We start from the raw sequence: 13,139 nt of genomic DNA, 5'->3' as shown, positions 1-13,139 counted from the left end.
ACGTGCCTATGTGGACGGCTGAGGCGCAATCATGCCTGCCGCTAGGTGATTTGGTCTGTCGCTGTGACGGCGGTGTGACGGCACAATCGCATGTTCGGCGTATTCGGCAACAGGCTCTGCACCGTGTGCGAGGAGGGCAATGGTTGTGCGAGGTCGGGCGGGTTATTGGATGGGGAAGTCGAAGTATGTGTTCGGGAAGGGTTCGTTCTTCAGGGTGAAGTGCCACCACTCTTCGGCGAGATTCTTGAAACCGTGCTCGTCCATGAGGTTCACCAGCAGCTCCCGGAGTGCCCGCTGGTTACCACTCGGTGCCGGGTTGGCGGTGTGCGCGAGTGGATCGAAGCAGTCGTAGCCCGTGCCGAGGTCGAGGCTGTTGTCCCGGAATCGCTGATCGGCGGGCAGTGTGCAGGCGCGCAGCGGATCACCGCTGTGGTACTGCTCCTGATCTGCCGCCGGTAGCGCGACGATTGTGAGATCCAAGGTGCTGCCGCGACTGTGTCCGGACTTCTCCGCGATATACCCGTCCCGGAACAGATTCGCCTTCTCCACCGTCGGATAGAACTCCGCCCGCATCTTGGTGTCGCCGAGATCCTTTGCCCAACTGACGAATTGGTCCACCGCGCGCTGCGGTCGGTAGCAGTCGTAAGTCTTGAGCCCGAGCCCCATCGGCCGCAGTTCCCGCTGCACGTCGGCCAGCGCCGCGGCCGCCTCCTTGGTCAGCAGACAGTTCGGCGCTTCGTACCCATTGATCCGCCCGCCGATGAAGTTGTGCTCCCCGAAATACCGTGCATCGACGACGATCGTCGAATCGACCTCGGCCACCGATACGAACGCCGACTCGTCGGCCTTGGGCGAACTCGATTTCGTGTTCCCGCAGGCCGCTAGCCCAACCGCGCCCACCACAGCCAATACCGTTGAGCAGAGCCGCATTCTGCGCATTCTGCGATGGTAGCCGTGCAGTCCATCGCGGGTGGCTCAGTCCGCGATGCCGAGGAATACGACGAGGTATCGGTCTATTCGCAGCATGTCTTGTTTCGATGCCTGCCCGATTCGGTCGCCCAACTTTTCGCGCGGCGCGGTCGTGACCTTGTCGACCATCACGTAGCTGGGCTGGCGTAAGCCATTGTCCTCGGTCGGTTCGAGCATTACCCGCGCCAGCGGTGCGTCGACATCGTTGTAGGTGATCGGGCAAACCGTCACTGATGCGGTGCTGTCGAAAGCGTCGCTTTGGACGATGATCACTGGTCGGGGTTTACCTGTGGAGCCGCTCCCGGTGGCGATGGTCCAGAGCTCGCCTCGTTTCACTCGTCATCCAGCGGGTAGCTGATGGCGTCCACGAATGCCTGGTCCTCGTCCTCGTGTGGATTGTCGGCGAGTAGCACGGATTGTCGGTGTGCTTCGGCCAGGAACTGCGGGCTGCGGGTGTCGGGCACCCAAATCTGTATGGGCCGCAGCCCCTGCTCTCGCATCCGGTCACGGTGCGCGCGCACGCGATCCCTTGTCGCCATGCGTTACATGTTACGCGCGCCGGGCGGGACGCGCGGCAACCTCGTGAGTCGGCGCTGCTCGGCCTTGCCTGGAGGTGTGCGTCGCCCATTCGTGAAAGGATGACGGTGTGCGTTTGTATCGGGATGAGGCGGTCGTGGTTCGCCAGCACAAGCTGGGTGAGGCGGATCGCATTGTCACGTTGCTGACGCGCCAGCACGGGTTGGTGCGGGCGGTGGCCAAGGGGGTGCGGCGGACGAAGTCGCGGTTCGGGGCGCGGCTCGAGCCGTTCGCCTACGTGGACGTGCAGCTGCATCCCGGGCGCAATCTCGACACGGTCACCCAGGTGCACACCATGGAGGCGTTCGCCGCCGATATCGTCGACGACTACGGGCGCTACACCACGGCCTGCGCGGTGCTGGAGACCGCGGAACGGCTGGCCGGTGAGGAGCGCGCACCCGCACCGAAGCTGCACGCGCTGACCGCGAGCGCGCTGCGGGCGATCGCCGCCAAACAACGTCCGCACGAGTTGATCCTCGATGCATACCTGTTGCGCGCCATGGGTTTTGCGGGTTGGGCCCCCGCGCTGGACGAATGCGCGCGCTGCGCCACACCCGGCCCGCACCGCGCGTTCCACGTCGCCGCCGGTGGCGCTGTTTGCGTGCATTGCCGCCCGCCCGGCTCCGCCACCCCGGCCCCCGGCGTCCTCGATCTGCTGATCGCTCTGCGGAAAGGCGAATGGGAGTACGTCGAGCAGGTCCCCGAACAGGTCCGCAGACAGGCCAGCGGCTTGGTCGCGGCACATCTGCAGTGGCATCTCGAGCGTCAGCTGCGCACCCTGCCGCTGATCGAGCGGTCGCACCCGACCGATGGCCCGGCCGTTTTGGCGTCCTCGACCGCGGGACAAGCTGGCTGACCTGCACACAAGCTCTCCACAACCATCAGGCAGGATAGGTGCCGTGATCCTCCGTCGAGACTCCGCCGCGCCGACCAGATCGACCAGCGCACGGTCGGGTGCCGAACGCACCATCCGTCCGCCGTCGCCGCACCCGTCGGGGGCGACGCCGCCGGAACTGCCGCCGGAGTTGGTGCCCAAGCATGTGGCGCTGGTGATGGACGGCAATGGGCGCTGGGCGCAGGAGCGCGGGCTGCCGCGCACCGCGGGCCACGAGCGCGGCGAGGCGGTTTTGATGGACACCGTCGAGGGCTGTATCGAGATCGGGGTGAAGTGGCTCTCGGCCTACGCCTTCTCCACCGAGAACTGGCGGCGCAGCCCGGAGGAGGTGCGCTTCCTCATGGGGTTCAACCGGGATGTCATCCGCCGCCGCCGCGACGAGATGAACGAGATGGGTGTGCGGGTGCGCTGGGCGGGGCGGCGACCGCGGTTGTGGCGCAGCGTCATCAACGAACTGGAGACCGCGCAGGAGCTGACCAAGGACAACACGGTGATGACCCTCACCATGTGCGTCAACTACGGCGGTCGCGCCGAAATCGCCGATGCCGCAAGGGAAATCGCGCGTCGGGTGGCGGCGGGTGAGATCGATCCGGAGAAGGTGAACGAGGCGACGGTCGCCAAGTACCTGGACGAGCCGGATATGCCGGACGTCGATCTGTTCCTGCGCCCCTCCGGCGAATTCCGCAGTTCGAACTTCCTCATCTGGCAGTCCGCCTACGCCGAATACGTCTACCAGGACACCCTGTTTCCCGATTTCGACAGGCGCAACCTGTGGGAGGCCTGTCTCCAGTACGCTTCGCGTGACCGTCGCTTCGGGGGGACCAAGTGAACGGCGGCAGCAGATGAACGGCGGCACCGATATGGACGCAGCAGTGACCCCCGAACAGGAGCTACAGGCCAGGGCGGGTGCCTGTCTGTCGCTCTACGACGTCGCCGTGCGGGTCGACGCCGACGGTTCGCTCGGTTTCGAATACGAGGGCGCACTGTGCTCACTGCGCGCGGTCACCTTGGCGCCGGGCCTGGATGTGCTGACGCTGACCTGCGTGCTGGCCTGGGACCGCCCGCTGAAGCCGCAGCTGCACAAGCGGGTCGCCGAGCGCAATGGCGCGATCCAGTTCGGCTCGATCACGCTGATCAGTCGGGGCAGCCAGGCCGATGTCATCCTGCGCTACACCTTCCCGGCCGCGGGTCTGGACGATCAGGCGCTGGCCACCATGCTGCTGCTGGTGCTCTCCGGCGCCGGTAAGGCCAGGCAGGGCCTGCTGCCCTGAGCCGCGCCGCGTCGACGCCATGACAGATGTCACGGGAGGTTCGTGACACTCGTGCGAGGTGTCGGTCCGCCGATTGCGTGACCGTTGAGTCATGACATCGGCACTGACATCCACGGCCATCTTCGCCGCGGCGGGGGGCTCGGGCGGGCACCGGGCGTCGTCCGCGATCGAACTGCGCGATCTGCGCAAGAGCTTCCGGCTCCCGGGCGGCGGCGAGGTGCGCGCCGTCGACGGACTCGACCTGGTGGTCGCGCCGGGGGAGATCGTCGCCTTCCTCGGGCCCAATGGTGCGGGTAAGACCACCACCATCGATATGCTGCTCGGCCTGGCGGCACCGGACTCCGGCAGTGTGCACGTTTTCGGCGGCACACCGGCCGAAGCCCTTGCGGCAGGCAGGATTTCGGCGGTCCTGCAGTCGGGTGGGCTACTGCCCGATCTGACCGTCGCCGAGACCGTGCAACTGGTGGCCACGCTGCACGCGCGGCCGCGCTCGGTCGAGGAGGTGTTGGCCCGCGCGGGTATCGCCGATATCGGCGCTCGCCTGGTCGGCAAGTGTTCGGGCGGACAGCGGCAGCGTCTGCGATTCGCGCTGGCCCTGCTGCCGAATCCGGATCTCATCGTCCTCGACGAGCCGACCACCGGCATGGATGTCGAGGGGCGGCGGGAGTTCTGGAATGCCATGCGCGAGGACTCCGACCGCGGCCGGACCGTACTGTTCGCCACCCACTACCTCGACGAGGCCGATGCCTATGCCGACCGGATCGTGCTGGTGCGCGCGGGCCGGGTGGTCGCCGACGGCAGCGCCGCCGAGATCAAGAACCTGGCCGCGGGTCGCGCGGTGAGCGCCACTTTGCCCGGCGCGGATCCGGCCCGGCTCTCGGCGATCCCCGGCGTCGACGATGTCGAACTGCGCGGCGACCGAATCATCCTGCATACCAAGGATTCCGATGCGATCGCCCGCCATCTGCTGACCGAGACCGCCGCAGTAGATCTCGAAATCACCTCGCACAACCTCGAATCCGCATTCCTGGCGCTCACCACGGGAGACAACTGATATGACCGCCCTCGCCCCACAAGCGGTTTCGACGCGCGTCCCACTCGGCGGTTTCAGCCTCGGCTTCCTGCGGCTGGAATTGCGCCGCATGCTGCGCAACCGGCGCACCATGATCTTCACGCTGATCATGCCGCCGCTGTTCTTCGTCATCTTCGGGCTGCAATCCGACTTCCGGACACAGTCTTTCGGCTCGGGCAACGTCACCGGCTATGTCATGGTGTCGATGGCGGTGTACGGCGCGATGCTGGCGACCACGAGCGGCGGTGCCATGGTCGCGATCGAACGCGCGCAGGGCTGGAGTCGCCAACTGCGACTCACCCCACTGCGTCCGATCGCCTATATCGCCACCAAGGTTGCCGTCGCGATGGTGCTCGGCCTGGTCTCGGTCGCCGCGGTCTTCGTCGTCGGCGGGATCTTCGGCGCGCATCTGACGGCCACCGCCTGGGTGAGCTGCTTCCTGCTCGCCTGGATCTGCTCGCTGGTCTTCGCCGCCTTCGGCCTGTTCGTCGGCTACCTGCTGCCCTCGGAGAATGTCATGCAGCTGCTCGGTCCGGTCCTCGCGGGTCTGTCCTTCGCGGGCGGTTTGTTCATGCCGTTGCACGGCTGGTTCGAGACGGTCTCCAAGATCTTCCCGACCAATGGCGTCGCCACCCTGGCGCGCATGCCCTGGCGGCGGGCGGGGACGCCCCACCACCAGGCGCATCTGGCGGGGACGCCACACCAGCTGCGGCGGGCAGGGACGGACCGCTACCTGGTGCGGCGGTGGGCAGGGGCGGACCGCCACTTGGTGCGGTGGTGGGCAGGGGCGGACCGCCACTTGGTGCGGTGGTGGGCAGGGGCGGACCGCCACTTGGTGCGGCGGCGGGCAGGGAGGGACCGCCACCAGGCGCGCGATATCGGCAGCATCGGCAAGTTCGGTAGCGTCGGTGCTCGTGATCAGCCATTCCGCGTGCGACCGGTATCGGGGTTTCGCGTGCGTGGGGGCGTGGCGATGGGTATGAGGTCCGCGCTCGATGCGCTGCGGGGCGGGGCGGCATCCGAACTGTTGGACCGGGTGGTCCAGGACGGGGGATATGCGGCGGAGGGGAAGCGGCGCGGGTGGTTCGGCGGATTCATGTCGGTGGCCTGGCTGTCGTATATGGTCGGGCCGGTTATCCAGAGGTGGGTGAGCGGGGACCAACCGACGGCAATTCTGGCCACCGCGACACTGCTGGCCTATGCGGCATTGATCGTCGGATCCTTCATCGTTTTCCGGCGGCCCAGTCGCAGCGACCCGCTGGTGGACCGTCCGCTCGACCGGCGCATGTGGCCGGTGCTCGCGGCCATGACATCGTGCACCGCGGCGCTGATCGCGATGCTCGGCCCCGTCGCCCTGCCGACCTTGATCTATGTCGGCGTGATCGCCGTCTTCCATATGCCGCCGCGCGAATCGGGATATGTGGCCTTCACGGTCATGCTCGCGATGCTGCTCGTGCCGGTGGCGCTGCCGCGCCTGTCCGGTGTGCCGTTCTACGTATCGTTCGTGCCCATCGTGATCTGGGTGGCCAGGCAGCTCGGGGTGCGCGGTGAGCGGTTGGCCGAGCTGACCCGACGCCAGCAGGCCGAGCTCGCGATTGTCGAGGAACGCAACCGCGTCGCGCGTGACGTGCACGATATCCTCGGCCATTCGCTGACCGTCATCACGGTGAAAACCGAACTCGCGCAACGCCTCATCGATGTGGATCTGACGCGGGCCAAGGCCGAGATGGCCGATGTGGAGCGGTTGGCGCGGGAGGCGCTGGCCGGGGTGCGCGACACCGTCGGCGGCCTGCGCGAGGTATCGCTGCGCGGTGAATTGGCCAATGCGCGAACGGCGTTGACGGCCGCCGGTATCGATGCGGCGCTTCCGGATGCAGCGCACCTGCCCGATATCCGCGATAGTGAATTGTTCGGCTGGGTACTGCGCGAGGCGGTGACAAATGTGATCCGGCACAGCGCGGCCCGGCACTGCACGGTCACCGTGACCGGTACCGGCATCGAAGTGGTCGACGACGGTCGCGGGCTCGGCCATCCCGAGTCCGGATCGGGACTGTCCGGTCTGCGCGAACGGGTTCGGGCCGCCGGGGGAACATTGACGCTGTCCTCGCCTGAAGGAGGTGGAGTTCGTGTGCATGCCACCGTGCCCGAGTGATCCGGAAATGGGTCCGAGCGTGCACTTTTCGCGCTCTCGCGGCGCTTTCCGCCACGATTCGATCGAAAGCGCACGGGCCATCCCGTTCCTGTCGCCGAAGGGCCGCGCCGCATGATCCGACTCCTGCTCGCCGACGATCAGGCGCTGGTCCGCGGCGCGCTCGCCGCACTGCTCGGCCTGGAGACCGACCTCGAGGTGGTCGCGGAGGTCGGTCGCGGTGACGAAGTCCTGGACGCGGTCGCGCGCACCACACCCGATGTGGTGCTGCTGGATGTGGAAATGCCGGGCCTGGACGGCATCGCGGTCGCCGCGCAACTGCACGCCGCCCATCCCGATATCCGCATCCTCATGGTCACGACCTTCGGCCGCCCCGGCTATCTGCGGCGCGCAATCGATGCGGGCGCAAGCGGATTCGTCGTGAAGGACACCCCGGCCCGCGAACTCGCGGATGCGGTGCGCCGAGTCCACATGGGCCTACGCGTTGTCGATCCCGCCCTGGCCACCGAAACCCTGACCGTCGGCACCTCGCCACTGACCGCCCGCGAACGCGAGGTCCTCGCCGCCGCGGCCGACGGTGCGACCGCGGGCGCGATCGCCAAACAGCTGCACCTCTCGGAAGGCACTGTCCGCAACCACCTTTCGTCCGCCATCGGCAAAACCGGCACCACCACCCGCGCCGAAGCCGTACGCACCGCCGAACGCCTCGGCTGGCTCTGACCACGTCAACGTTCCCCCTACGGCCTGCACCCGTTCGCGCAGGCCGGTCAGTCCACACAAGCAGTGACTGCCTCGCACAAGGTGTGCCTTATGCGAGGCAGTGACCAGATATGCGACACCTAGGTTTCGACCGGCTGGGCGGCGGGCTCGCCGTAGGGCATGAGGGTTGCTACGCCACGAGCGAGGGTTTCCGGATCCACGTCGCCGATGATCAAGTGCTGCAACATGAATCCCGGCACCAGGCCGATGATCGCCGTCGCGACCGCGTGGATGTCGGTATCCGGGGGTAACCAGCCGACCTCCACCATGCGCTCGGTGTACTCGTACCAACTTTCGCGCATCCCGAGCACGGCGGTCTTGACGTATTCGGCCGCCTCCGGGCGTACCAGCGCCAGCGCCCACGCCTGTGGTGCGAGCCGGATCCGACCATCCGGACCGCTGTGCGCGACCACATGCTCGGCGATGACTCGGAGGACCTGAGCCGGGGTCGGCAGCGGATCGGACCGAATCGCCCTGACCAACGCGGCGCGCACCTCGACGGTTGCCTCGGTGGCCAGTGCGGCGGTGATGTCGTCCTTGCTCTTGAAGTACCGGTAGATCGCCCCGGCCGAGAGGCCCGATTCGGCGAAGATGTCCTGCATCGAGGTCTCGTAGAACCCCTTGCGGGCATAGCAGAGCTGTGCCGCGTCGAGGATCTGCTGTCTGCGGCGTTCCAGGTGTTCATCGCTGACTCGGGGCATAGTTTCAAAATAAAACGAATGATCGTTCTTGACAAGTGTGATCGGGAGTGCGACGGTATCCACATCGAAAGAGAACGATCATTCGATTTTCGGGAGAACGTCATGAACACCACCCAGCGGGCGCTCGCCGTAGGCGTCGGCGCGGCCCTGCTCCAGGCATTGATGCTGATCGCCTTCGCCTGGCCCGCGGCCCACATCGCGCCACGCGATCTGCCCATCGCCATCAGCGGCCCACAGGCCGCGATGGTCGCCGACAAATTGGCCCAGCATTGTCCTGGCGCCTTCGATATCACCAACCCGGCCGATGAAGCGGCGGCCCGCGATGCGATCGAGAACCGCGATGTCTACGGCGCCGTCATCACCGGCGGCGGCGCCCCGCGGGTATTGGTCGCCTCCGGCGCGAGCCCGGTAGTGGCCCAACAACTCACCGGGATCGCCCAGATGTTGTCCGGGGAGCAGGCCGCGCCGGTCGAGGATGTGGTCGCCGCCGATCCCGACGATCCGCGCGGTACCGCCTTCGGTGCGATGGTGTTGCCGCTGGTTATGTCCGGTATTGCGGCGGGAGTCGTACTCAGCCTGTTGATTCCCGCGGTCGGTGGTAGGGCGATCGGCCTGATCACCTTCGGTATCGCGGGCGGGCTGCTGAGCATGGTGATCATCCAGACCTGGATGTCGGTGGTGCCCGGTCCCTACCTGACTCTGGCCGCGGTCGCCGGTCTGGTGTCGTTCGCGGTCTCCGGCGCGGTTGTCGGGCTCGCCACCGCGGTCGGCCGCGCGGGTATCGGCATCGCCGCGTTGACCATGCTCCTGGTCGGCAACCCGTTCTCGGCCGCCACCTCGGCCCCGGAAGAGCTGCCGCAGCCGTGGGGAGCGATCGGTCAGCTGCTGCCGCCCGGCGCCGTCGCCTCGCTGCTGCGCTCGGTTGCCTTCTTCGACGGGGCTGGCGCCACCAAACCTCTTGTGGTCCTGATCATTTGGGCCCTCGCCGCCTTGGCTCTGCTGGGGGTCGGCGCACTCCGCGGCCGCCGCTCGGCCGCCGCGTCAACGCCGGTTCGGTCCGCTGATCCGGTTGCCGCAGTCTGATCCGCGGCGCTCGAAATCGACCGCAGGCCACCATCGTCGGCTGATCCGACGGAGGTGGCCTGCGGTGCTGCCGCGGACGGCAGTCAGCTGATGGCGAACTGGATGGTCGGGGCGGGACCCGCTCCCTTCTTCGCGTCGTAGGTCAGTTCGTAGGTGCCGGTAGCCGGAGCGGGAACCACGAAAACAACGTAATTCTTTGCGTTGTCGATCGTTTCGTTCCTGTTGAGCAACTCATTGATCGGACCGCGGATATCAGCGGGAACGGTCTGGCCATTGGGCGTCTTCACCGTGAAGTAATCGTAGAAGACATTCAGGCCGCCGTCTGAGATCCCCGGCCCACCAATGATCTTGACGTGCAGCGAGAGATCCATCTTGCCGCGCTCGTTCTTGGTGTAACTCGGAGCGAGGGTGCCGCCGCTGATATCGATCGTCGTCTGATCCTGCACGAGTTGGACATTGACATTCAGTGTCTTCGGCGCGACGCCCTCGACCTGGGCGGAGGCCTTCAGCGGAATCTTGGTCTGATTGTCCGAGGCCTGCCCGTAGACCACCGTCATGGTGTCGAGCAGGTGCTCGGCATCATGCAGTGTCTTGACCGATGTGGTGACTTTGCCGGTGGCCGAACCCTTTCCGGGCACGGTCGGGGAGTCGAAGCTCGCTCCGGCGTCGATCTCCTTGTCGACCTGCAGGTAGGTGTTATTGCTGATCGTCTTGTTGTCGGGGGTGGTGTTCTTGTAGGTGATGTCGATCAGCACCTTGGCCCCGCCGAATTCGTCGGGCACCACGGTCGCCTTGTCCACCGTGATGTCGAAGCCCTCGTACCAGCCGGTCTTGCCGATGGTCCGAATGGTCGATCGGCCGTTATCGGCCCCCGGTTGTCCTTGGCCGACAGTGCTTTCCGCGGCGGCCGTCGCGGCCGGTCCCGCTTTGGTGTCCTTGTCATTGCACGCCGTCATGAGCACGGCGGAGCTGCCGATGAGTACGGCCGCCCCAATTGTGGTGAAATACCGCCGTTTACCGGACGGAAAAACCGATGATCGCACGCTGCCTCCCAGGAGATTTGCCATCTCAGTGCGCGACGCCCGGAACCTCCGGGCGCTGTCTGATTCGCAGGGAAATCTTCCTCGCGGGCGGCGGCGTTAACTATGTGATCGGCATCACATCTTGGTGTGGTTCGCCTTCGCGCATTCACAGCAGGTGCCGAAGATCTCCATGGTGTGGCTGACCTCGGTGAATCCGTACTCGCCCGCAATGGTTTCGGCCCAGGCCTCCACGGTGGGGCCCTCCACTTCCACGGTGCGTCCGCAGTGTCGGCACACCAGATGGTGATGGTGTCCGGTGGAGCACTGTCGATAGACGGACTCTCCGGTGTCGGTGCGCAGCACGTCGACGAGTCCGGCATCGGCCAGTGACTGCAGGGTGCGGTAGACCGTGGTCAAGCCGATCCCCTCGCCGCGGCGGCGCAATTCGTCGTGTAGCTCCTGCGCGGAGCGGAACTCCTCGATATCGCGCAGTAGTGCGGCGATCGCACTGCGCTGTCGGGTGCTGCGGATGCCGACCGGCTTATCCGGCAAGACCGTTTTATCTGGCACGTTCACCCTTCCTCGGCATGCGCCACGGCGTCGACAACTATATGCGCCAGGTGGTCGTCGACGAGTTCGTACAGCACCTCGCGGCCGGAACGTTCTCCGTGCACGACGCCCGCGGACTTCAGAATCCGCAAATGCTGGCTGACCAGCGGTTGAGTGACGCCGAGGACATCGACCAGTTCGTGCACACAGCGCGGCGATTCGCGCAACTGCAGCACAATGGCGATGCGCACCGGGGCGGCGAGGGCGCGTAACAGCTCGCCCGCGTCCTCCAGGACGGTCCGCGCGGGCACCGGCGCCGGTGCGGGGGACCGGTACGGGTTGTGCGGATGGGCGGTAGCGGTCTCGGCGGTCATCGAACCAACTCCTTAATGGAAAGCATTACCATTTTGATATGCACAGGTGCGCATGTCAAACGCGCGTCATGGAGTGTCGATTCGAGTGATGCGTCGGATGCCGGGGTCGGTTGGCCTGTGCGGTGCGAAACCGATTGGCGGGTGCCGATAGGCTGGAGGGCATCTTCAGCGCGGTGCATTGAATGCAGTGCAGTGTATTGCGCTATACCCAACCCGATTCGTAGTGGATGGAGAATTCTCGAGTGGCACCCAAGTCGAAGGTGGACACCGTTGCCAACCTCGCCAAGCGCCGGGGTCTGGTGTACCCGTGTGGTGAGATCTACGGAGGCACCAAATCGGCGTGGGACTACGGTCCGCTGGGTGTCGAACTCAAGGAGAACATCAAGAAGCAGTGGTGGCGTTCGATGGTCACCAGCCGCGAGGATGTCGTCGGCCTCGACTCATCGGTGATCCTGCCGCGTCAGGTGTGGGTCGCCTCGGGCCACGTCGGCGTATTCAACGATCCGCTGGTCGAATGCCTGAACTGTCACCATCGGCACCGGCAGGACCACCTGCAGGAGGCCTACGCGCTCAAGCACAAGATCGACGACCCGGACTCCGTCTCCATGGAGCTGGTGGCGTGCCCCGACTGTGGCACCGTCGGTCGCTGGACCGAGCCGCGCGATTTCAACATGATGCTCAAGACCTACCTCGGCCCGATCGAAGCCGAAGAAGGTCTGCACTACCTGCGTCCCGAGACCGCGCAGGGCATCTTCGTCAACTTCGCCAATGTGATGACCACCGCGCGCAAGAAGCCGCCGTTCGGTATCGCGCAGATCGGTAAGAGCTTCCGCAACGAGATCACCCCGGGCAACTTCATCTTCCGCACCCGCGAGTTCGAACAGATGGAGATGGAGTACTTCGTCAAGCCGGGCGAGGACGCGGAGTGGTACAAGTACTGGATCGACACTCGGCTGTCCTGGTACACCGACCTCGGCATCGATCCGGAGCACCTGCGGCTGTTCGAGCACCCGAAGGACAAGCTGTCGCACTACTCGGCGGGCACCACCGATATCGAGTACCGCTTCGGCTTCCAGGGCAATGAGTGGGGTGAGCTGGAGGGCATCGCCAACCGCACCGACTTCGACCTGAAGACGCATTCGGAGCACTCCGGCACCGACCTGACCTACTTCGACCAGACCACCAATGAGCGCTACACCCCGTATGTCATCGAACCCGCGGCCGGTCTGACCCGCTCGCTGATGGCCTTCCTGGTCGACGCGTACACCGTCGATCAGGCGCCCAATGCCAAGGGTGTGATGGAGGAGCGGATCAGCCTGCGCCTGGATCGCCGGCTCGCGCCGGTCAAGGCGGCCGTGCTGCCGCTGTCGCGCAATGCGGATCTGACGCCGAAGGCGAAGGATCTCGCCGCGCAGTTGCGCAAGAACTGGAATGTCGAATTCGATGATGCGGGCGCCATCGGCCGTCGCTACCGGCGTCAGGACGAGATCGGCACGCCGTTCTGCATCACCGTCGACTTCGACACCCTCGAGGATCAGGCGGTCACCGTCCGCGAGCGCGATTCCATGGCGCAGGAGCGGATCGCGCTGGACAAGGTGGAGGGCTACCTGGCGCAACATCTCATCGGCGCCTGAGTTAGGTAACGATTAACGCCCGGTCGGGCTGCGGCCGGGCGTTTTCACAGGTCGATGACCCCATAGAGTCCGGGTCACGGTAATT

General features: G+C 65.9%; 15 protein-coding genes. 8 read left to right on the top strand and 7 right to left on the bottom strand.

Features of this window, described 5'->3' with window-relative positions; all coding sequences use genetic code 11:
• Positions 1-162: 162 nt before the first annotated feature.
• The 3 genes from ACQP0C_RS31945 to ACQP0C_RS31935 are packed head-to-tail and all read right to left on the bottom strand — an operon-like array spanning position 163 to position 1,508.
• Positions 163-939 carry a M15 family metallopeptidase gene (locus tag ACQP0C_RS31945; RefSeq protein ID WP_433726004.1) on the bottom strand — a complete coding sequence of 259 codons (777 nt, stop codon included), beginning with the start codon at positions 937-939 and terminating at the stop codon, positions 163-165.
• A gap of 36 nt (positions 940-975) precedes the next feature.
• Positions 976-1,305 (bottom strand): type II toxin-antitoxin system PemK/MazF family toxin, encoded by a 330-nt coding sequence (locus ACQP0C_RS31940; protein WP_433726002.1) that lies wholly within the window; start codon positions 1,303-1,305, stop codon positions 976-978.
• Complete coding sequence (locus tag ACQP0C_RS31935; RefSeq protein WP_433726000.1) at positions 1,302-1,508, bottom strand: antitoxin MazE family protein; 207 nt, start codon at positions 1,506-1,508, stop codon at positions 1,302-1,304. Before ACQP0C_RS31935 ends, ACQP0C_RS31940 begins: the two co-directional genes overlap by 4 nt.
• Positions 1,509-1,615: 107 nt before the next feature.
• Between ACQP0C_RS31935 and recO the strand changes: the two genes are divergently transcribed.
• The 6 genes from recO to ACQP0C_RS31905 all read left to right on the top strand — a co-directional run bounded on the left by recO (position 1,616) and on the right by ACQP0C_RS31905 (position 7,652).
• Complete coding sequence (gene recO / locus ACQP0C_RS31930) at positions 1,616-2,401, top strand: DNA repair protein RecO (RefSeq protein WP_433725998.1); 786 nt, start codon at positions 1,616-1,618, stop codon at positions 2,399-2,401.
• 43 nt (positions 2,402-2,444) lie between these two features.
• Positions 2,445-3,269, top strand: coding sequence for an isoprenyl transferase (locus ACQP0C_RS31925; RefSeq protein WP_433725996.1), 825 nt, complete (start codon positions 2,445-2,447; stop codon positions 3,267-3,269).
• Positions 3,270-3,282: 13 nt separating this feature from the next.
• Entirely contained in the window at positions 3,283-3,711 is a 429-nt protein-coding gene (locus ACQP0C_RS31920) for a hypothetical protein (protein WP_433734716.1), read from the top strand.
• Between the two features lie 91 nt (positions 3,712-3,802).
• Positions 3,803-4,765, top strand: coding sequence for an ABC transporter ATP-binding protein (locus tag ACQP0C_RS31915; RefSeq protein WP_433725994.1), 963 nt, complete (start codon positions 3,803-3,805; stop codon positions 4,763-4,765).
• Between the two features lies 1 nt (position 4,766).
• Positions 4,767-6,935, top strand: a complete 2,169-nt coding sequence (locus ACQP0C_RS31910; protein ID WP_433725992.1) for a histidine kinase — start codon at positions 4,767-4,769, stop codon at positions 6,933-6,935.
• A gap of 111 nt (positions 6,936-7,046) precedes the next feature.
• Complete coding sequence (locus ACQP0C_RS31905) at positions 7,047-7,652, top strand: response regulator (RefSeq protein ID WP_433725990.1); 606 nt, start codon at positions 7,047-7,049, stop codon at positions 7,650-7,652.
• Positions 7,653-7,771: 119 nt separating this feature from the next.
• Here the strand turns inward: ACQP0C_RS31905 and ACQP0C_RS31900 are convergent, their stop codons facing one another.
• The gene (locus ACQP0C_RS31900) at positions 7,772-8,392 is read right to left on the bottom strand and encodes a TetR/AcrR family transcriptional regulator (RefSeq protein ID WP_433725988.1); all 621 of its coding nucleotides are present in this window, start codon (positions 8,390-8,392) and stop codon (positions 7,772-7,774) included.
• Positions 8,393-8,494: 102 nt separating this feature from the next.
• Between ACQP0C_RS31900 and ACQP0C_RS31895 the strand changes: the two genes are divergently transcribed.
• Positions 8,495-9,475, top strand: coding sequence for a hypothetical protein (locus ACQP0C_RS31895; RefSeq protein ID WP_433725986.1), 981 nt, complete (start codon positions 8,495-8,497; stop codon positions 9,473-9,475).
• An 83-nt stretch (positions 9,476-9,558) separates the two neighbouring features.
• On the opposite strand, the gene ACQP0C_RS31890 is transcribed toward ACQP0C_RS31895, so the two are convergent.
• The 3 genes from ACQP0C_RS31890 to ACQP0C_RS31880 form a co-directional block, all read right to left on the bottom strand.
• On the bottom strand, positions 9,559-10,518 hold the full coding sequence (locus ACQP0C_RS31890; protein ID WP_433725984.1) for a hypothetical protein: 960 nt from the start codon (positions 10,516-10,518) through the stop codon (positions 9,559-9,561).
• 114 nt (positions 10,519-10,632) lie between these two features.
• Positions 10,633-11,067 (bottom strand): Fur family transcriptional regulator, encoded by a 435-nt coding sequence (locus ACQP0C_RS31885; RefSeq protein WP_433725982.1) that lies wholly within the window; start codon positions 11,065-11,067, stop codon positions 10,633-10,635.
• A 2-nt stretch (positions 11,068-11,069) separates the two neighbouring features.
• Complete coding sequence (locus ACQP0C_RS31880) at positions 11,070-11,420, bottom strand: ArsR/SmtB family transcription factor (RefSeq protein ID WP_433725980.1); 351 nt, start codon at positions 11,418-11,420, stop codon at positions 11,070-11,072.
• 242 nt (positions 11,421-11,662) lie between these two features.
• Here ACQP0C_RS31880 and ACQP0C_RS31875 point away from each other — a divergent pair, with 242 nt between their 5' ends.
• A complete protein-coding gene (locus tag ACQP0C_RS31875; protein ID WP_433725978.1) occupies positions 11,663-13,054 on the top strand; it encodes a glycine--tRNA ligase in 1,392 nt (463 codons plus the stop codon).
• The last annotated feature ends 85 nt before the right edge of the window (positions 13,055-13,139 follow it).

Source organism: Nocardia sp. CA-129566 (assembly GCF_050956075.1).
Lineage (GTDB): Bacteria > Actinomycetota > Actinomycetes > Mycobacteriales > Mycobacteriaceae > Nocardia.
The sequence above is the reverse complement of the archived record's forward strand: the minus strand, read 5'-3'. Positions and strand labels throughout refer to the sequence as shown.

What these genes read in the sequence shown, in the direction of transcription:
- ACQP0C_RS31945 (WP_433726004.1), bottom strand. Translation starts at nt 939, where the DNA reads ATGCGCAGAATGCGGCTCTGCTCAACGGTATTGGCTGTGGTGGGCGCG.
- ACQP0C_RS31935 (WP_433726000.1), bottom strand. Translation starts at nt 1,508, where the DNA reads ATGGCGACAAGGGATCGCGTGCGCGCGCACCGTGACCGGATGCGAGAG.
- ACQP0C_RS31920 (WP_433734716.1), top strand. Translation starts at nt 3,283, where the DNA reads ATGAACGGCGGCACCGATATGGACGCAGCAGTGACCCCCGAACAGGAG.
- ACQP0C_RS31915 (WP_433725994.1), top strand. Translation starts at nt 3,803, where the DNA reads ATGACATCGGCACTGACATCCACGGCCATCTTCGCCGCGGCGGGGGGC.
- ACQP0C_RS31910 (WP_433725992.1), top strand. Translation starts at nt 4,767, where the DNA reads ATGACCGCCCTCGCCCCACAAGCGGTTTCGACGCGCGTCCCACTCGGC.
- ACQP0C_RS31905 (WP_433725990.1), top strand. Translation starts at nt 7,047, where the DNA reads ATGATCCGACTCCTGCTCGCCGACGATCAGGCGCTGGTCCGCGGCGCG.
- ACQP0C_RS31900 (WP_433725988.1), bottom strand. Translation starts at nt 8,392, where the DNA reads ATGCCCCGAGTCAGCGATGAACACCTGGAACGCCGCAGACAGCAGATC.
- ACQP0C_RS31895 (WP_433725986.1), top strand. Translation starts at nt 8,495, where the DNA reads ATGAACACCACCCAGCGGGCGCTCGCCGTAGGCGTCGGCGCGGCCCTG.
- ACQP0C_RS31880 (WP_433725980.1), bottom strand. Translation starts at nt 11,420, where the DNA reads ATGACCGCCGAGACCGCTACCGCCCATCCGCACAACCCGTACCGGTCC.